A 17,606-nucleotide genomic window follows, 5' to 3' on the forward strand; every position below is an offset into this window, starting at 1 on the left:
CGGACCGACCGGAGACCTGAATGACCAGCAGCGGCAAAGTCAGAATCTATGAGCTGTCCAAGGACCTTGGCCTGGACAACAAAGACGTGCTGGATGCCGCTGAGAAGCTGTCCATTGCGGCCAAGAGCCACAGCAGCTCAATCAGCGAAGTCGAGGCAGGCAAGATCCGCACGATGTTGAACAGCGGTGGTGCGTCCCGTCCTGCTGCAGTTCCCTCGAAACCCTCACAAGGGAAGTCAATCCTTTCGGTGAAGAAGGCTGCCGGCGTTGATGCCTCTGCACCCGTCAAGCCGGCCCAGCCGAAACCGGCTGCTGCACCAGCCGCACCCATCCGCGCTGCCGCAACGCCTCAGCGGCCGCCGGCACGGCCCGCCGCTCCCGCAAAACCTGCAGCACCGCATGCCGCTGCACCCCAGAAAACAGCAGCGCCGAAACCCGCAGCACCGCCACAGACGCTGATTCGCAAGGAGCCACCCCAAAAGCAGCCTGTTCAGAAACCGGTTGAACGCCAATCCCAGGCGCCCCAGCAGCCGACACCACGACCAGCTGCTGGCCCAGGGCCGAATCGCACCGCCAGCAGACCTGTCTCGCCACCGGCAAGACCTACTGCGCCCTCACCCACATCAGCTGACAAATCTCGCAATACGGCTCCGATTCGTCGAGCTCCAAGCGAAGGGAGTGCGCGCCCGACTCCTCCTCCATCAGGACGCCAGCCCAAATCACCGGTAAACCGAACGGTGCCACCCCCGCAAAGACCGGCCAAACCGGAACTGGTGGGTCGTCCCCAACCGAAGCGGCCTGGAGCAGGTGCTCCCCCAAGGCCAGGGGCTCCCCGACCTGGTGCTCCTGGTGGTCAGCGCGCTGGCTCGCCACAGCGTCCAGCTGGTGCACAACGCCCAGGTGCTCCCTCTCGCCCAGGTGCACAACGCCCAGGTGCGCAACGCCCAGGTGCACCCTCTCGCCCGGGTTCGCCATCTGGCCGCCCGGGGGCTGGACGCCCCAGCAGCACCCTTGAATTGGTTGGCAAGCCGATCCGTCGCGACAGCACTAACAACCGCGGCGAAGGAGGGCGGCCTGGAGCCGGTGCTCGCAGCGGAGCGGGCTCTAATCGACCTGCAATGCCCCCCGGCATGCGCAAGCCAGTTGCTCCCGGTGAGCTCATGCAACTGCAGAAGCCCACAGGTCGACCGGCGGTGCCGCCACCACGCCGTCCCGACGGCACCCCTGTCTCACCCCGCGGAGATGGCCCCAAGGCCACACCGCCGGTCAATCGGCCTACCCCATCTCCCGCAACGGCCCCGAGGCGTCCAGGATTCCGTCCTGGAGCAGGTCCTGGCGGACAACGGCGCCCCGGACGGCCCGACTGGGATGACAGCGCAAAGCTCGAAGCTCTGCGCAATCGCTCTCCCCAGAAGCAACGCCAGAAGGTTCACATCATCGGCGAAAACGATGATTCTCTGGCAGCGCAGACCGGTGGTTTCGCCGGTGAACAGGAAAACATGGTGTTGTCGGCGAGCCTGGCTCGTCCCGCCAAACCCAAATCCCAGCAAAGGACCACACCTAAACCTGTGGCGGCCATGCGCAAGCGGCGCAAGGAAACCGCCCGCCAGCGTCAGCGGCGCAGGGCTATGGAATTGCGTGCAGCTCGCGAAGCCAAGCAGGTGCGGCCAGAGATGATCGTTGTGCCGGAGGACAACCTCACGGTGCAGGAGCTGGCCGACATGCTCAGCGTTGAGAGCTCAGAAATCATCAAATCCCTCTTCTTCAAGGGAATCATCGCCACGGTCACCCAGACCCTGGACATGCCCACAATCGAAACAGTGGCCGAAGAGTTCGGTGTGCCGGTCCTGCAAGACGACGTGGAAGAGGCTGCCAAGAAGACCGTTGAGATGATCGAAGAGGCGGATCGTGAGCACCTGATCCGACGTCCACCCGTGGTGACCGTGATGGGCCACGTCGACCACGGCAAAACGAGTCTTCTCGATGCAATCCGCAAAGCTCGGGTTGCCGCTGGAGAAGCCGGTGGAATCACCCAACACATCGGTGCCTATCAGGTCGAGATCGAACACAACAACGCGGCGCGCAAGCTCACCTTCCTGGACACGCCTGGTCACGAAGCCTTCACGGCCATGCGCGCAAGGGGGACCAAGGTCACGGACGTCGCGGTTCTGGTGGTGGCCGCCGATGACGGTGTGCGCCCGCAGACCCTGGAAGCCATCAGCCACGCCCGTGCAGCAGAAGTGCCGATTGTGGTGGCCATCAACAAGATCGATAAGGAGGGAGCCTCGCCAGATCGGGTCAAGCAGGAGCTATCTGAACAGAACCTGCTTGCAGAAGAGTGGGGCGGTGATGTGGTGATGGTGCCTGTGAGCGCCATCAAGGGAGAAAACATCGACAAGCTGCTGGAAATGCTGCTGCTGGTCACCGAAGTGGAAGACCTTCAGGCCAACCCGGATCGCATGGCCCGCGGCACGGTGATCGAAGCACACCTGGACAAGGCGAAAGGCCCTGTGGCCACGCTGCTTGTCCAAAACGGCACCTTGCGCACAGGCGATGTCGTGGCAGCTGGACCCGTCCTTGGAAAAGTGCGGGCGATGGTCGACGATGCCGGAATGCGCCTGAAGGACGCCGGCCCGTCCTTCGCAGTCGAAGCTCTCGGATTCAGCGAGGTCCCCACCGCAGGCGATGAGTTCGAGGTCTACGCAGACGAGAAGTCCGCTCGGGCCGTTGTCGGCGATCGAGCCTCCGACGCCCGCGCGACTCGCCTGGCTCAGCAGATGGCGTCCCGCCGGGTCTCACTCACGGCGATGTCTGGTCAGGCCAATGAAGGAGAACTCAAGGAGCTCAATCTCATCCTCAAGGCCGACGTCCAGGGTTCTGTCGAAGCCATCCTCGGTTCTCTGGAGCAGCTGCCCAAGGACGAAGTCCAGGTTCGGGTTTTACTATCTGCACCAGGGGAGGTCACCGAGACCGACGTGGACCTCGCGGCTGCTTCTGGCGCCGTGATCATCGGCTTCAACACCTCGATGGCCTCAGGCGCCAGAAAGGCTGCTGATGCCAACAGTGTGGATGTGCGTGATTACGACGTGATCTACAAGCTGCTGGAAGACATCCAGTTGGCGATGGAAGGTCTGCTCGAACCCGAGCTGGTTGAGGAAGCTCTGGGTGAGGCTGAAGTCCGCGCCGTGTTCACCATCGGCAAGAGTGCTGTAGCCGGTTGTTATGTGACCACTGGCAAGATTCAGCGCAACTGCAAGGTTCGGGTCCACCGCGGCAAGGAGATCGTCTATGCCGGTGATCTCGACTCACTGCGTCGCAACAAAGACGACGTCAAGGAAGTGGCCACCGGTTTCGAGTGTGGTGTAGGCACCGATCGCTTTGCCAACTGGCAAGAAGGTGATCGCATCGAAGCCTTCAAAATGGTCACGCAGCGCCGCAAGCTCACCACCTGATGATCAGCCGCCGAGAGCCACTGCTCTGGCTTCAGTTGATGGCAGTTGCCGTCATTCCACTGGAGCTCGAGCTGATGAGGCTCCTGCTGGCCGGGCCTGCATTCGGACCAGCCCCGGCTCTCGAACGACTGCTGATCTGGGGGCTCGCGGTCGTTGCGCCAGGCGTGCTGCTTTGGCGTAGGGCTCCTGACTGGGCCTCCCTCCTCCTGGTGCGCATACCGGCTGCAAAGCGCACTGTTGAGCAACGTCGTATCAGCGCCATTCCGCAGCCACTTGCCCTGAAAGCAGCTCTGATCATCGGCATTGCACTGCTCCTGCCGCTGTTCTGGTGGATCGACCGTTCAGCTCTCTTGGTGAGTAAGTTCTCCCCCACCATCGACAGCAGCCGACTCACGGCATTGCTAACCGCGGCTCCATTGCTGTCTCTGATTCTTTGGCAATGGCAACAGCTTGTTCAAGCCATCTGGCTGTTGACGCGCAGCGATCAAACCTTCGCAGACCTCGCTCCAATCAATGCGGCCGACTTGCAGAGCAACCACCTTTCTCTTGGTCTAGGGCTGCTGCAACTGCCGCCTCTGGAATGGAAGGCAACCGATGTGATTCACCAAAAACCTGAGAAGGAAGCTTCTGGAAACGGTGATGCCCAAATCAACCAATCCGCTGCTGATCAAGCGCCTAATCCCCAACCAGACACTGCTGAAACCGGTGCTGATGAGGCCCTCCAGCAGGAAGAAGTGACTGAAGCGAGCAATGAGGAAGTCGAGGTCATCGCGGCAAAAGTTGAACACACCGATAAAGCACTGGCATCGTCTGATTTCAAATCGCCCAAAGCTGAGCAACAAACGCCCGAAGAAACCTGCAACGACAACCAGAGTGTGCAGGGCAATGCCAACGAGATTGTTGCTGGCAGCGAAGCTGAAACTGATCAGCAATCAGTTGAGTCATCAGCTCTCAATTCAGCACTCAGCTCCCATCAGGAACACGCACCTACAGCTGATAATGGGGACTTGCCTAAGAAAAACTCGGCGAAGACCGAATTCAACTCTGCCAAGAGCCAAGCGGATGGAGGGTCAGCCGTCTCCACGGTCACGATCGAACCAGAGCAGCCCACCGAAGAGCACCACAGCCCCGACCTGGATGGCCAGGTCAGTGCCAACGACGCTGTTTCCGGCACTGATGCTGAAACTCATCACAAAGAGGCCGAGACCACCGGAAGCGAACAAAGCGATCCAGAGCAACCTGCGCAACCCCCGCCAGGGAGTGCGTGATTCACGCAGCAGCCTTTCCCGCATCGCCGGATCCAGTCCCTGATCTCCCTCGGGTTCAGCACTCAAAAGCTGTTTGCGTGGACCCAAATGTTAATTTCCTAGGGTCGCCGATGTAGCTCAGCCGGTAGAGCAACGCTTTCGTAAAGCGTGGGTCGCCTGTTCAAGTCAGGTCATCGGCTTAAGCAAGAAACCCAGTTGCAGCAGGAAGTCTCCGCTGTAGCTGGATTTTTTGTTTGCCTTGTATTTCGAGGAGTTTTGGGGTTTGCTCTCACCCTGCTCTCACTATGTGCTTATATTTGACCCACGCCTAATTGCTCTCACCCAATGGCTGACACGGCCAAATGGATCACCAGACTTCGCAACAGCTGCCCAAAGGGCTGGTCTGTCCGCAACATGCGGGGAAAGGTCTTCCTGAGCGTTCGTTCCGGCAAGGGAGGCACCACCGCCACGACCGTGACGCTGCCAACCGCCTGGGCTGCCGACACCGTGCCCGAGACAGTGCAGCTGATCACTGAACTGCACAAGTTGGTGGGTGAAGGGTTTGACCTGCGGGATGCGGTCGCCAAGTCCACTCAGCCAGCCGCGGCCACACGTCCAACAGTGACCAGTGAATGGCCAGTGCTGGTGGAGAAATTCCAAGCTGACCGCGAAGTGCTGGCACCTGTCACCGAAACCAGCTGGAAGCGCAACTATCAGCCGTTTCTGGATCGCATTGTTCTGTTGATGGGCACGTCATCGCCACCGGCCAATGCAAGGGCACTGGCCATCCGCCTGATTGAACCTTGGGCCGAAATGCCAACCAACAGGGGCAAGGCAATCAAGTGCCTGCGGTTGTTCCTTGAGTTCGGCGTTGAGGAATGCGGCCTGCCACCAGAAAGCTGGACTCTCACCGACCGTGCAGTGAAACAACTGCGTGGCGCGAAGGCTGAACGCCGCACCGTGGCCACCATCACTGACGCTGAAATCCTGCGTCTGCTGGATTCATTTGCCGACAACGACGCTGGCAACCGTTGGCGCAATGCCATCAAGCTGATGGCCCTTTATGGCCTGCGGCCAGAAGAGCTGAACCACCTTGTGGTGAAGCAGCACCCCACGACCAAGCAACCGGCACTGTTCTGCACCTACCAGAAGGTCTGCAACCGGGTGAAGACCAAACAGCGGTGGCTGATGCCTCTGCCCCTGACAGATGCCTTCGGCGAGCAGGTTGATTGGAACCTGTCCGGTGCGATGGCCATCGGCCAGTTGCCGCTGCCGCCTCTGGCTGACAAATACGCGGTGCGGACATTCCTGGAGCGCCAAAAGTATTGGCTGGAACTGAAACAGCAGTACGCGGACTGCGGCGAATGGGTCAGGCCCTACAGCTTCAGAAATGCTTTTTCACTGCGTGCGCATCAGCTTGGCCACCGCAATGACGTGATCTGTTTGGCCATGGGCCACAGCCTCAGCACTCACGAAAGCAATTACGAGTGGGCACGCAGCGAATCTGTTTTGGAGCACGTCTAAGCGTCCAAATCCACAAATAGTGCAGGCAAAGAGTTGCAAACACCATCAACAGCGTGCCAAGATTCCGTCAACGCCGATGAATCGCAGGTGATCCCTGCATCGGATGCGTGAACATCTTTTGTCGAGATTCGATTGGCTGCACAGCTGATTGCTCCTCCTGTAAAACCTCTACCGCCTTACTGGCAGGGTCCACTTTTGCCTTACTGGCAGGGTCCTGCGACGCCACCTGTCGATGGTTCAAAAGTCGTTTTAGGGATGTTTCCAAAGCACAGACAGCAATGGTTGTTGGATTGTGCTTGGGACTGGCGAAACAGCAACGCGGTTCCCGAGGTGGAGTCAGCTGTTCATGTTCCTGATGAAGCACTTCTGCGGCAAATGGATAGGGAGGCACCCCATGTCGCCGCTATCTTTCGCCAGCAGATTGCTGATGCCATTGACTGCAACAGGCGAATGAAGCCAACGCGAGTCATGGCAAGGATTCAGCAGTTAATCGTCAAGCAATACGGCAAAAGAACTGAGCAGGCTTAATTCCTGCGCCAACAATGTCTGAAAACAAATGGCTCCTGACAGGGCCAATGGCGGATGAGCTCGGAATTTCTGTCCGAACCATTCACCACTACCGAACTTCTGACCAGACCCCCTGGCAGGAGGGACGGCACTACAAACGCCGCACACCGGCGGACAAATCACCTTGGATCTGGGACCGGGAGCTAACGCTCAAGGCCTGGGAAGAAGCACGCAAATCCGTTGGAGGTGTGGCATGAGCTCCACCTTCGACATCAACAGCACCGCAATGATCGAGGCCCGCAAGTCCTCACCCGATTGGCACGGCAGTCAGGTGTTGACCGGACTGGTGGCTTTCGGTTCGCACATGTTCCAGGGCGAACGCGATGCAGAGCGCATTAGTGCCATGTCGCCTGAACGCAAAGCCAAAGCGGTCGATCTCATCAATCGCTGGTCAGAGCTCCACCGGGACGTTCTGGCTCTCAACCAGGAAATCAACGACGAACTGCAGGAGGGGATCGAATGACCACCAAGAAAACACTGAAAGAGGCCCTCAGGGAGGCCAACGCACCAGCGCCCGAATTCACTCAAGACGAAATCAGAACCGCTCGTCTCATCAACCATCTAGCCCAGTTGATGAATGGCGATCGGCAGGCCGCTGCCTTGGCCCTGATCTTTGACCAACTGAACGCAGTGATTGACGGCCCTCACTCCATCAACACCCACGAAAGGGGAGGTAACTCATGACCACCACAACAACCCACTTCGAGCAGCTCGGTGAGCTCTACACCCAAACCCTCTGCCAAGACGCTTATTACGGGGGTGCTGCTGGCACCATCCGTGATGCAGTGCTCGGTTCAGTTGCTTGGTTGGCGGACAAATCCATTGATTTGAACGATGCCATCACAGCAGCTCAGAAGCTCACTCATGACGCCATGGGCTTCCTGGATTGCACCATTGGATTGATCAACACTGACTGGCTGGAGAACCGCTGCGATTGGAAACGCATCGATTCCTTTTTCGATAACCAGCTTGATCAAAACGAGATGCAGTGGGTGATCGAGCAGCTGGGTGAGCAATCGCAGCGCGTTTGGATTATCTATTTCGACCATGCAGGCGCCACCGGTCGTCATCTTGCCGATGGTGAGCCTGCCCTGGGTATTCGCTGGCATCACGATCTCGCGCTGGCTGCCACGTTCCTTGACGCCGCTGGATTGATCCTTCAGGAGGTGAAGTCATGAGCGACATCACTTGCACCCCAAACCCATGGGCTCCTGGTTTCTGGACCATTTCTGCTGAATCTGATCGGGGCCGCCAATGGTGGTCTGCTGAGAACTACCCCGACATTGGGTGGAATCTTGGCGCTGGTTCCTTCATGTACGAGGAAGTCAAAAAGGTGTTGCTGGCCATGCCCGGCGGCATGGTCGCCAATCTCAATGGCCGTCAACTCCAGATGGTTGATGAGGAGGTGGAATCATGAGCGTCCTCATCAAAGGGAAAGACATTCCCTTTTCCATTCAGGATTCCCTTTACGACGGGACGCTCGCTGGTGAGCAGTGGTTTAACCACTTCGCCACTCCTAAGTCGTTTACAGATGCCGAGGGCAACGCCTCTGACGCTGCCTTTGACCACTTCACCTGTGGCGATTATTCACGCCACTACCAGCAAACAGTGCTGGATAACGGGGGCGATTGGGAGGACTCCCACTGGGATGCCTTTATTGATGGTTTCAAAACTGAGGCCAATCGTCTCGCCTTCGAACGTGGCTGGGGGGTCGAATTATGAAAACCTCTGATGTGATCAGCGTGGCCATGTCCCGCCTAGACGGGGCTCGAGCTGCCGCCGAGATGGTGGCTGATGGTCGGATCAATCCGGACATTCCCCACGAAGTTGGTGCCGGTGATGCCAGGGATTGGGGCGCTGACGACTTCTGTCTGGAAGATGCCTCAACCGCTGCATTCCTCGGCAATGGTTGCGAGCAGTTCAGCCGTCATCGGCAGATGACCGGTCCTGGTGAATGGCATGAAGACCACTGCGAAGCCTTTCATCAGGGCTTCCTTGCTGTGGCTCTCGAATGCCTCTGGCCGGGAGGGAGCAAATGAGCATCCCCACCATCACGCTGTGTCAGGTCGCCTTCGGCCTGGCCAGTCTCAGCTTGGTGTTGCAGCTGGCAGCAGCCATCGGTCAATCCAAGGCCTCTGCTCCAGCACCATCAACACCATTGGTGCGGACCACCTTCGGTCCGAAAAAGCCCAGCCTGAAACTCACCAGGATGGAGCTGTTGAAGCACGCCCGTGATCTCAAGATCGGGACCGCGAAGTGGCGTGCCCATGCACGAAAGGTGCAGCTGCTCGAAGCAATCCGAGCTCACAACATCGAGCGGAGGGCTGCCTAATGGCAAATCAACTGCAACGCCTTCCTATTCCCCTAACCGCTTTCATCGGCTTGAAACAGCAGGTTCAACTGCTTGCTGCAGAAGCCAAAAAAGCTGGGCGCAAGGAACTCGCAGGCCACTGCTTCATGGTCGCTGCCGAGATGGATGAGTGGATGAAGGAGGTAATGCCAAATGGCTGATCTCAATCCGTAGAGCTCATGAGCTCAAACGTGAGCGGGAAAGATGAACCAAACGATCACGATCAATACCAAAGAGCTCCAACAGGGGCTCTTTTTTTATGCGCAGAAATACTCAAATATCAAATGAATTTCTATGCAAGTAGCAGCAAAGGATTGCAGCCACTTGCATGGTGTTCAGGAGTAGAGATTTGCAATCTCTAGTATCAGCTCGAAGTTCAATTCTTCAACCCGTGCAAGACACGCACTCACCTAAATACCCAAAAATCACACTTCGGACTTCCCTCTCTCTTTCACCAGAAGAGGTTCATTTCCTGCAGCTTGAAATTGCTGCCGGTCTGTTTGCAACCATCTCTGAAGCGCAGCGCCATTACATCCGCCGCGGCCTTCAAGCAGAAGGGAAGTTTGAAGACGCCCTCGCTCTCGCCTGATCAAGGAAAAGGCCCGAAGCACCACCCACGGACCTACCCAGCCACTGCATCAATGACTGCTCGAACTCTACATAAACTGCCGCGGGGTAATGACTCACTCCAGCGGAAACATCTCGCCGCACTGGCTGACACTCTCTGTTCTGAAATTGCTCAGGATCACTGGTCTCAACATCACCGTGATCTGTCAGAACAAGTCATCGATCAATTAATCGATCGGTTCCCTCATTGCCCACGATGGGCATCACGCGCTGTTGATCAGCTCACCAAGGTGATGGAGGGATCCCGTTGAGCCTCCACAATCATCACGCGCAAAAGGTTTACGAGCGCGGTTTTAACCAGCAGCACCTCGACGCGCTCTGTAAATCCAATGGTCGCCCCGCTGTCCTTGAGTCTCTATCCCCAGAGCAAATCCAATCAGATTGGCTCGATCGTTTTCCCTCCATGCGCGACAACGCCGGTGGGGCTCTCAAGCTGCAATTCAACGCCGATACCGTTTCACTGAAGCCCGATCAACCCGATTGGGATGAAGAGCACCAGCGGTACAAGAAATACCTTTACGCCGTTCGTAAAAACGGTCAAAAGCCCGGTGCCACCACTCAACCGTGGATTCCATCTAAGCCGCCTCAGATCGCTACAGAGGGGCTATTCGATGCACTGGCTTGCACTGCACTAATCGGCATTCCTTGCGCTGCTGCGACCGCTCCATCACACATTCGCGGCAGTCGTTTTCCTGCCACCGTCAAAACTTACATTTCTGATTCAGACGTTCCCTTTCATCACTCCCCATCACTGCTGCCAGTTGTTGTGGAGCAATGCCGGGAAAAGGGTCTCAAGATGGCCCACCTTCCGCGCAATCCTGATGTTTCGTACGCCTACACCGGTCCGCGCATCCCAGAAGATTGCAAGTGGGGAATGGAGGAATGGGCTCGTTACTGGAACCAAAACAATCTCGACCCTCAGGTTGAGCTCCAGAAGGTCATTGATAACGCCCAAGAGCCGTTTGATTATCTCCGGCAAATCTTCAGCGACTATCAATCACTGGGTGTGATCTATCCCGATCACCAGCCCATTCTTGAAAATGCTGCCAAGGCGATTGCTGCAGCATCACGCAAACCCCATAAGCGCAGAATCCTTCGCGATCAGCTGCACCTCGCTACCTGTACGCCGATCACCTGGATTGATCAGGTCATCCTCTCCAAAGATCCGGATTACAACCCCGGAGAGCCAGAACCTTCTGAATGGGACATCCGCATTCAAGTTGCCAAAGATTCCGGCAATGGTGACCCAGTTGCCATTGATGCTGCTCTGTCCAATCTGCTCAATGAACGGGCCATTGAAGTCATCAACAGCAGCCGCCCCATTCGTGAGCAGAAGTCAGCACTCAAGCGTGTTGCCCATTCCCTTGGCTTCAAGCCAGACAACAACTTCATCGCTGATCTCTATGCACAGCACGACACGACCGCTGCTGCATATGAACCCGATGTGGAACCCGGCAACAGCTTTGTTGCCACACAGCAGGAATGGCTGCTGCATGAGATTTTCATCATTGGCCTGAACCTGCTCGTCGGGATGCCCGGTGCAGGTAAGTCACGCCTGCTAGTCGCACTCATCCGCGCACATCTCAACGATCAGACCACTTTTGTTGGACGCAACCTGCGCCCTGGTTCAAAGCAGAAGGTTTTGCTCGTCGGTACTGATCAAGATCGGCAGCAATGGGGTGCACTGCTTGAGGAACAAGGCCTCGCCACCATCGTCAAACGCTTCACTGCTGAAGATGGCACCGATCAGGTCGAATACAAACTGCACAACGCCATTCACCTGAAGACCTCCGGCGGTTGCTTTGCCCTTGATGCCGATGGCCTCCGTTCAATCAGGAATTGGTGCAAGGCCAATCCCGGTGGCCTCCTGATCATTGACAGCCTTTCAGCAGTGCTACCTGCTGGCATCAGTGAATCCGATGAAGCTGCTGGGCGCTTGATGCGCCAAATCGAAGTGGCACGTCAAACCTGTCCTTGCATCGTTACGCATCACTCCAACAAGAGCTCCGCTACCGCCGGTGACCTTGGCGTTTACTCCGGGTCAGGCCATGGCTCCATCGATCGTGCTGTTTCTCGATTCGTTGGCCTCGGATACGAAACGCACAAAGAGCACGGCATTGAAAAGCTCCACGAGGATTCCCCACGCCGTGTGCTCACCTCCCAAAAGCGTGGCGCTGGCAATCAACGCTTGATCCTTGAAAACGGTCATCACAACACCTGGGAGTTCATCGGCACTGCTGCCGAAATGCGTGAGCTCCGTCGTGAAGATGAGGAAGGCCCCGCAGAAGAACGCCTCACGGGCTGGAAGCTTGACGCCTATAAAGCCACCACTGATCAATGGCTCACAACAGGACAAATCCTGGAAGCAATTGAATCTCCTCGCGCCAGGAAGCCGAACGCTCATAAACAGCTGCGCGAATCATTGGCTGAGCTCAGAACCAAACATCAGCTCGTTCAGCAGAAAGAGGCTGACACCTATCAAGGTCAGGTGCTCTGGCGTCGTAAACCAGCGGAGCTCCTATGAAAAAAAATTAGTCTCTTCTTTTCTTCTATAGGCATCAACACTGGGATCTGAGGGGAAGAACAGGGGAAGAAATGGTTTCTTCCCATCAAACCCCTTGCGCTGCAACTAAAGAAGAAAAAATCAGCAAAATTGGGCTCCTTAGACTGCAGTCATGCTGCAAACGGATGTGGAACAAAAGCGACCTAGAGGGAATAAAACAACCGCAACTCTTTCTCGCGCTGAACGTGACCTTCGCGCTTATGAACTCACCCTCAATGGGTGTTCTGTTCGTGGTGTCTGTGAAGAGCTCGGGATTAAATCCACGCAGACTGCTCACAACGCAATCCTGAGAGGGAAAAAGTTTGCGCTCGAAAATGGCATCGATATTGAAGAGCACCGAATCGACATCGACCGGATGTTCAAACAGACGCTGGGCCTGTTAGTCGCCACCGCTCAGCAACAGCACCTGGAAGGTCAGATCGAAACGATCCACAGCCCAGACGGCACCATCGTGAAAACCAAGAAGGGCATCGATCCGCGGATTGCCGGTGAGCTCTCCAGATCACTGAACCGCTGGGCTGAGTTCTGCGGGTTGTTGGATCGCGCTCCAGAAGTGAATCAGCAAGCCAACGTGATTCAGCTTTCTGCCCCTGCTGATGGCGCTTCCTTCACTGACCGGTGGAGTGCGTCAGAAACGGTCGATGTGGCCGCAAGTGAGAGCAAAAGTGAGAGCACATGCACGCTGATGCCTGCAGAAGCAAGTCCAGCACTGCAAGCACCTACGCCTAGTGGAGGCGTTACTGGCACTGAACGTGTCCAGCCGGAACTGTTCTGATGACCACAACAGCACCCGCGTCACAGGCACCAGAAATCAAGGAACCGACGCTCACCCAGCAGCTGATGTTGGACAGCCCATTCGGTGATGACCTGTGCATCATCTCGGCCAGGGGCACAGGCAAGTCATGGGGAATCGCCATGGTGCTGGCCAGGGATGCAGCCCACTTCAAAGGCAAGTTTTCAGCACTGGTCACACGTCAGACCTTCCAGGGCCTCACCGAGTTGCAGGGCCTGCTGTGGCGCTACTTCACCCAGGCATTCCCAGGCACCACCTACAGCAGCGCAGACCTGACCTTCCGCCTAGGTGGCAAAGACATGCCCTATGGCCGCGTGGAGTTGGCCTATGTGGGTTCAGGGCCTGCTGAACAGGTGAAGGCACTGGCCAGGCTGCAAGGCCGCAGTTTCGTTCTGGCAGTCCATGATGAGGTTGGTGCACACTTCGATGCGTCGTTCATTGACACCGCTTCCGCCACCCTGCGTGGACCTGCTGGAGTGCCGACGAGGACCATCCTGTTGGGCAACCCTGGAGGCCCTGCCCATCCATGGCTGCAAGCCCGGTATGGAATCCCTGCGGGTTATCCCGAACCCGGGAAAGCATCGAGATTCTGGTCAGAGGACCTGGGCAAACACACGATCTTTGCGAGCTTCACGGCCAGCTCGAATCAGCATCTGGATATTGATCAGTACATCCGGAACATCAAGGTTGCGGCAGCTGATGACCCTGCGCTTTTGGATGCCTGGCTGCATGGGCGGCTGGATGTCGATATCGCCGGTGCGTTTTTCGGCAGCAGTTTTGGTGTGCGGCGCAGCCTGCGTGATGTGCGGCCTGGAGGCATCCCACAGCAGGAATTGAAGCGAGCGTTTGTGTGTATGGACTGGGGCTGCAGCGCACCGACCGTGGCGTATCTGTGCCTGCCTGATCCGGAGGGTGCACCAAAGGGGAGCATCTGGCTGCTGGATGAGTTTTATGTGGCGAGCTCTACGGCTGGTGGCCAGCGCGACTGGACGCGCGGCACTTATCTGAGCAATGCCGAGCAAGCGGTGGGAATTATTGAATGGCTGGCCAGGTGGGGCTTGAGGCCAGGGACCACAAAGGTGGTTGCCGACGATGCGGTGTTTAACGCCACTGGCAGCGACAGGGGCAGCACTGCTGGTGACTTCAAAGCTGCTGGGTGTCCGCTGGTGCGTGCGGGAAAGATGAATGCACGGGAGGCCAATGGATTGGCACTGGTCAGAACGATGTTGCAGGCAGCCGGAAGGGATGCTGAGACGCCATGGCTGATGTGGACGCAGGCGTGCCAGGGACTGATGGCGACATGGCCGACGCTGCCGAGGCATCCGAGGGACGTTGAACGGATTGCTGATGGTTGTGCGAATCACAGTCTTGATGCGGTCAGGTATGGCGTGCAGTGGTGGCGGGCTAAGTGGAAGACGGGCAGCGCGAAAAGTCGAATGGGGCAGGTGTGGTGATGAATATCCAGAACGGTGATGTTGTGAGGTTGGCCGGAAGTGTGACGTTGGCTGAGTTTGGGCTGGCGTTATGTGATGACGACGGCGAGATGTTGGAGATTGATGGGGAGGTGATGAGAGTGTTACCGCAGTGGGTGGATGTGAGGATTAAAAGGATGCTGAAAACGGTGAGTTTTGCTGCACCAATGGAAGGTGCAATTCGGCGGATGGTACGGCGCGAGGAAGTGCTGGAGGTATTGGATGGGGAAGCGCGGTTATGGCCTAATGCCGCGGCGTTAAAGGGTGTGAGTGATGAAAGGGAAGGCAAGGTGAGCAAGGTTGCTGCACCAGTGTTTTGGACTGTTGGTGTGGATGAAATTCCTATGAGCTAACCCAACGGGGGAGTCAGGCGGCTGGAAGATCACTCGAATGGGTGATGTGAATCCGATTGATTCCGGAGATGGTGAAGAGGTCCAGGAGGGATGACCTCCACACTCGAATCAATCAAATGAAACTCTCTACTTTTGTCGCTATCGCTGCTGTTATCGGTGGCTCTTTCTTAATCGCACCATCTGCTGATGCAAGCACTTGCAATGGACTTGTTGGAGCTGAGAAGACAGCTTGCAGGGCTGAGCAAAAAACAAGTAATTTAAAAGCTCGTTCAAATGCAGTTAGCAGAAGCTGTGTTGATGGAACTAGCTATCACAAAATCACAACAGGTGGACTTCTTTTCAAGAGAACAATTGCCGAAGGATGTTTCACTGATTTTCAAGCAGCACAACTCAAGATGCAACGAGCACAAATCCGATCGAATGCAATGAATAGTAATTCAACATGCACTTTGGTTGGCAACACTGTTATGTGCTATTGACCTCACTGTCGGGAAGCCTGAAGCCATGAAAGCGAGGCTGAGAGCTATACAAGACCCGAAAGGGAAAAGCAGGGAGCGTTGAGTGTCGCTATCGATCTCCCGACAAAACAACCTCACACCAATCACGCCCCGCCAAGTGCGGGGTTTTTCATTGCCCTGGAGCCTTGGCGTCACCGGCATCCGGGTCAGCTAAGCCCTCTCAAACACTGTGTTCTGAGCTATTCACCAGAAGCTCACCAGAACCTCGCAGGGTCTACACCAGAGCTGTGTAGTGGGGTTCACCAGAAGGGCTGTGATCTTGAAGGAGTCGAGGGGCAGCACCCCCAACACAACTCACAAACTCAATTTACTCACTTCAAAACCATGACTACACTCAACACCCAAGACCAAATCATTGAACTCACTGACGATCAACTCGAAGCAGCCCAAGGGGGGAATTGGGGAACAGTTATTGACGTTGCTTTTGGCTTTGTTCCAATTGCAGGCAAGATCAATGCTATTTCCAAACTTTGGGGCGGAAGTGTTGGAGACCAGACTAATGATATTATCAAACAACTAAGCTGACTATTCGAGTCAATCGCTAAAACGCAAGCCCCGCCAAGTGCGGGGCTTTTTATTGACCTGGGAAAATAGCGATCATCAATGCACTAATAACCTGGCCTAAGAGCTGCAGAATGATCAATAAAAACACAATATTTGCTATCAATATTTGCTTATCATTTTTGCAATACGGAAATTTTATAAACCAATGAGATCTTCTTGAATACCAGTAAAAATCTGCTTTCTGTCTAATCCTCAGATGCTCAAAACGAATGAATCTCTTTGTTTCTACCCTTTTAATTCCAACCCTTCCAAGGATCCCGTCTTTCCATTGATATTCGTCAATCGGAGCCTGCCCACTTTTGCTACCGGATCTATATGTTTGAGCTATTGAATACATCTGTGAACTCCAACCAACCCATTGTTTCTCAAATCTAGGACTTGAGTGACATTGGTCTTTGTTGATGGCAGTCAGCACCTCGGCAGGATGTGGGTCACAAGGTCAGCGTTGACCCAGCGGATCACGCCTGAATCCACATCGGCGATCTGGAAGCTCGTACCTACGGACGCGAGATAGCTGCTACTACTGGGGGAAGTCTTAGAGACTCTGATGACTGAAGAGCAAGGCAAAAAGGAGGAAGTCAAGGAAGAGACAACTAAGGCAGAGCAGGGCAAGGAAGAGTTGACTGATGAAGAGGCAAAGGGTGTCAGTGGCGGTAGAGCAAGATGTCCTGGGACAGCTGATTTCATTAGAGGAGATTTGAAATGACCGAAGAGCAAGCCAAGAAACTCAATGACGACAAGAAAGAGAACGAGTCACCAGAACTTACGGAAGAGATGAGTGAAGATGAACTCAGCGGATTAAGCGGTGGATTCAAGTTTCATGAGCACAAACAGAACCCAACCCAAGTCCCAATCTCACAACCACTGGATGATTGAACAATCACCGAAGAGAAAGCCAAGAAACACCGGACTCTCTGACTCGGGCGAGTTGTAGACCCCGTGATCAATCGACATGCCCTCAAAACCAGGACACCAGTACTAGCCCCGAATGGTAGAGCCTGCTCGGCTCCTTTCAGAAGGGCCAAGCCGGATGGTGCTCTGAGTACGGGTGACGCTGCTGCTGGCCATGGCTAAGTCTTCTGTACTGGCCAGTCACCCATGTCAGAAGAACAACTCAAAGCCTTCTTGGAAAAAGTCAAAGCAGACACCAGCCTGCAGGAGAAGCTCAAAGCAGCTGCTGATGCTGATGCAGTTCTTGCGATTGCGAAAGAGGCTGGGTTTAGTGTTTCTGTTGACGACTTGAAGAACGCTCAATCAGAGATTTCTGACGGGGAGCTGGAAGGCGCGGCTGGTGGGGCCGACACCTCCCTCGGCTTCGTTCTGACCCCTCGTTGGCTCGGGGCCTTGGGAAAAGTCAAAGCACGCTGCTGAGCAGCTCCACTATCCCGGCTACAGGGGCAAAAGCCCCTGTAGCCGCAGGGATTTTTATTTCTTCAATCACCCCTAAAAAGCTCATAAATCAGCCTTCAATGCCTGGCACGATTGAGCACTCTAATTGTTAGCGAAAGACACTTCAAGGCATTATTGCTATAACCGTTAAAGACTCCCGATAGCTATGTCAGAAGAGCAACTCAAA

The 17,606-nt window shown here is 55.8% G+C and carries 25 protein-coding genes, 1 tRNA gene and 1 pseudogene; 23 read left to right on the top strand and 4 right to left on the bottom strand.

The window, feature by feature from the left end:
- Positions 1-20 precede the first annotated feature (20 nt).
- Both infB and DXY31_RS17650 read left to right on the top strand, forming a co-directional pair.
- Positions 21-3,452 (top strand): translation initiation factor IF-2, encoded by a 3,432-nt coding sequence (gene infB / locus DXY31_RS16105; protein WP_114994693.1) that lies wholly within the window; start codon positions 21-23, stop codon positions 3,450-3,452.
- Positions 3,452-4,015, top strand: a pseudogene (locus tag DXY31_RS17650) (low-complexity tail membrane protein); the annotation flags it as partial. The gene infB and the pseudogene DXY31_RS17650, both read left to right, overlap by 1 nt.
- 507 nt (positions 4,016-4,522) lie before the next feature.
- Here the strand turns inward: DXY31_RS17650 and DXY31_RS17210 are convergent.
- Positions 4,523-4,744: a DUF3493 domain-containing protein gene (locus tag DXY31_RS17210; protein WP_074162624.1), complete on the bottom strand. Its 222-nt coding sequence runs from the start codon at positions 4,742-4,744 to the stop codon at positions 4,523-4,525.
- 82 nt (positions 4,745-4,826) lie between these two features.
- On the opposite strand from DXY31_RS17210, the gene DXY31_RS16115 reads away from it, so the two are divergent.
- Positions 4,827-4,899 (top strand) — tRNA-Thr (locus DXY31_RS16115).
- Between the two features lie 145 nt (positions 4,900-5,044).
- Positions 5,045-6,223, top strand: coding sequence for a hypothetical protein (locus DXY31_RS16120; RefSeq protein WP_114994695.1), 1,179 nt, complete (start codon positions 5,045-5,047; stop codon positions 6,221-6,223).
- A 67-nt stretch (positions 6,224-6,290) separates the two neighbouring features.
- On the opposite strand, the gene DXY31_RS16600 is transcribed toward DXY31_RS16120, so the two are convergent.
- The gene (locus DXY31_RS16600; protein WP_137025025.1) at positions 6,291-6,614 is read right to left on the bottom strand and encodes a hypothetical protein; all 324 of its coding nucleotides are present in this window, start codon (positions 6,612-6,614) and stop codon (positions 6,291-6,293) included.
- 151 nt (positions 6,615-6,765) lie between these two features.
- Between DXY31_RS16600 and xisR the strand changes: the two genes are divergently transcribed.
- The 16 genes from xisR (at position 6,766) to DXY31_RS16205 (ending at position 15,991) form a co-directional block, all read left to right on the top strand.
- Complete coding sequence (xisR, locus tag DXY31_RS16130) at positions 6,766-6,987, top strand: excisionase family protein (protein WP_114994697.1); 222 nt, start codon at positions 6,766-6,768, stop codon at positions 6,985-6,987.
- Positions 6,984-7,253 carry a hypothetical protein gene (locus tag DXY31_RS16135; RefSeq protein ID WP_114994698.1) on the top strand — a complete coding sequence of 90 codons (270 nt, stop codon included), beginning with the start codon at positions 6,984-6,986 and terminating at the stop codon, positions 7,251-7,253. Before xisR ends, DXY31_RS16135 begins: the two co-directional genes overlap by 4 nt.
- Positions 7,250-7,474, top strand: a complete 225-nt coding sequence (locus tag DXY31_RS16140; protein ID WP_114994699.1) for a hypothetical protein — start codon at positions 7,250-7,252, stop codon at positions 7,472-7,474. The genes DXY31_RS16135 and DXY31_RS16140 overlap by 4 nt, the downstream gene beginning before the upstream one ends.
- A complete protein-coding gene (locus DXY31_RS16145; RefSeq protein WP_114994700.1) occupies positions 7,471-7,968 on the top strand; it encodes a hypothetical protein in 498 nt (165 codons plus the stop codon). The genes DXY31_RS16140 and DXY31_RS16145 overlap by 4 nt, the downstream gene beginning before the upstream one ends.
- Positions 7,965-8,207 (top strand): hypothetical protein, encoded by a 243-nt coding sequence (locus DXY31_RS16150; RefSeq protein ID WP_114994701.1) that lies wholly within the window; start codon positions 7,965-7,967, stop codon positions 8,205-8,207. The genes DXY31_RS16145 and DXY31_RS16150 overlap by 4 nt, the downstream gene beginning before the upstream one ends.
- On the top strand, positions 8,204-8,512 hold the full coding sequence (locus DXY31_RS16155) for a hypothetical protein (protein ID WP_114994702.1): 309 nt from the start codon (positions 8,204-8,206) through the stop codon (positions 8,510-8,512). The genes DXY31_RS16150 and DXY31_RS16155 overlap by 4 nt, the downstream gene beginning before the upstream one ends.
- 26 nt (positions 8,513-8,538) lie before the next feature.
- Complete coding sequence (locus DXY31_RS16160; RefSeq protein ID WP_170953747.1) at positions 8,539-8,829, top strand: hypothetical protein; 291 nt, start codon at positions 8,539-8,541, stop codon at positions 8,827-8,829.
- On the top strand, positions 8,826-9,122 hold the full coding sequence (locus DXY31_RS16165) for a hypothetical protein (RefSeq protein ID WP_137025026.1): 297 nt from the start codon (positions 8,826-8,828) through the stop codon (positions 9,120-9,122). The genes DXY31_RS16160 and DXY31_RS16165 overlap by 4 nt, the downstream gene beginning before the upstream one ends.
- Entirely contained in the window at positions 9,122-9,301 is a 180-nt protein-coding gene (locus DXY31_RS16170; RefSeq protein ID WP_114994705.1) for a hypothetical protein, read from the top strand. Before DXY31_RS16165 ends, DXY31_RS16170 begins: the two co-directional genes overlap by 1 nt.
- 230 nt (positions 9,302-9,531) lie before the next feature.
- On the top strand, positions 9,532-9,729 hold the full coding sequence (locus DXY31_RS16175; protein WP_114994706.1) for a hypothetical protein: 198 nt from the start codon (positions 9,532-9,534) through the stop codon (positions 9,727-9,729).
- 285 nt (positions 9,730-10,014) lie between these two features.
- Entirely contained in the window at positions 10,015-12,291 is a 2,277-nt protein-coding gene (locus tag DXY31_RS16185) for an AAA family ATPase (RefSeq protein WP_114994708.1), read from the top strand.
- A gap of 151 nt (positions 12,292-12,442) precedes the next feature.
- Complete coding sequence (locus DXY31_RS16190) at positions 12,443-13,105, top strand: hypothetical protein (RefSeq protein WP_114994709.1); 663 nt, start codon at positions 12,443-12,445, stop codon at positions 13,103-13,105.
- Positions 13,105-14,577, top strand: a complete 1,473-nt coding sequence (locus tag DXY31_RS16195) for a hypothetical protein (protein WP_114994710.1) — start codon at positions 13,105-13,107, stop codon at positions 14,575-14,577. Before DXY31_RS16190 ends, DXY31_RS16195 begins: the two co-directional genes overlap by 1 nt.
- Positions 14,577-14,948: a hypothetical protein gene (locus DXY31_RS16200; RefSeq protein ID WP_137025027.1), complete on the top strand. Its 372-nt coding sequence runs from the start codon at positions 14,577-14,579 to the stop codon at positions 14,946-14,948. Before DXY31_RS16195 ends, DXY31_RS16200 begins: the two co-directional genes overlap by 1 nt.
- A gap of 116 nt (positions 14,949-15,064) precedes the next feature.
- A complete protein-coding gene (locus DXY31_RS16605; RefSeq protein ID WP_137025028.1) occupies positions 15,065-15,427 on the top strand; it encodes a hypothetical protein in 363 nt (120 codons plus the stop codon).
- Between the two features lie 363 nt (positions 15,428-15,790).
- Positions 15,791-15,991 carry a hypothetical protein gene (locus DXY31_RS16205; RefSeq protein ID WP_114994712.1) on the top strand — a complete coding sequence of 67 codons (201 nt, stop codon included), beginning with the start codon at positions 15,791-15,793 and terminating at the stop codon, positions 15,989-15,991.
- 49 nt (positions 15,992-16,040) lie between these two features.
- Here the strand turns inward: DXY31_RS16205 and DXY31_RS16210 are convergent, their stop codons facing one another.
- The gene (locus tag DXY31_RS16210; RefSeq protein WP_137025029.1) at positions 16,041-16,445 is read right to left on the bottom strand and encodes a hypothetical protein; all 405 of its coding nucleotides are present in this window, start codon (positions 16,443-16,445) and stop codon (positions 16,041-16,043) included.
- Complete coding sequence (locus tag DXY31_RS17765) at positions 16,439-16,642, bottom strand: DUF3104 domain-containing protein (RefSeq protein WP_256359645.1); 204 nt, start codon at positions 16,640-16,642, stop codon at positions 16,439-16,441. Before DXY31_RS17765 ends, DXY31_RS16210 begins: the two co-directional genes overlap by 7 nt.
- On the opposite strand from DXY31_RS17765, the gene DXY31_RS17660 reads away from it, so the two are divergent.
- The 3 genes from DXY31_RS17660 (at position 16,578) to DXY31_RS16220 (ending at position 17,401) form a co-directional block, all read left to right on the top strand.
- Entirely contained in the window at positions 16,578-16,736 is a 159-nt protein-coding gene (locus DXY31_RS17660; protein ID WP_244279880.1) for a hypothetical protein, read from the top strand. The genes DXY31_RS17765 and DXY31_RS17660 overlap by 65 nt on opposite strands.
- Complete coding sequence (locus DXY31_RS17220) at positions 16,733-16,906, top strand: hypothetical protein (protein ID WP_170953749.1); 174 nt, start codon at positions 16,733-16,735, stop codon at positions 16,904-16,906. Before DXY31_RS17660 ends, DXY31_RS17220 begins: the two co-directional genes overlap by 4 nt.
- Before the next feature lie 222 nt (positions 16,907-17,128).
- A complete protein-coding gene (locus tag DXY31_RS16220) occupies positions 17,129-17,401 on the top strand; it encodes a Nif11-like leader peptide family natural product precursor (RefSeq protein ID WP_114994714.1) in 273 nt (90 codons plus the stop codon).
- Positions 17,402-17,606: the final 205 nt, after the last annotated feature.

Origin of the sequence: Synechococcus sp. UW179A, assembly GCF_900473965.1 — a bacterium.
Lineage (GTDB): Bacteria > Cyanobacteriota > Cyanobacteriia > PCC-6307 > Cyanobiaceae > Synechococcus_C.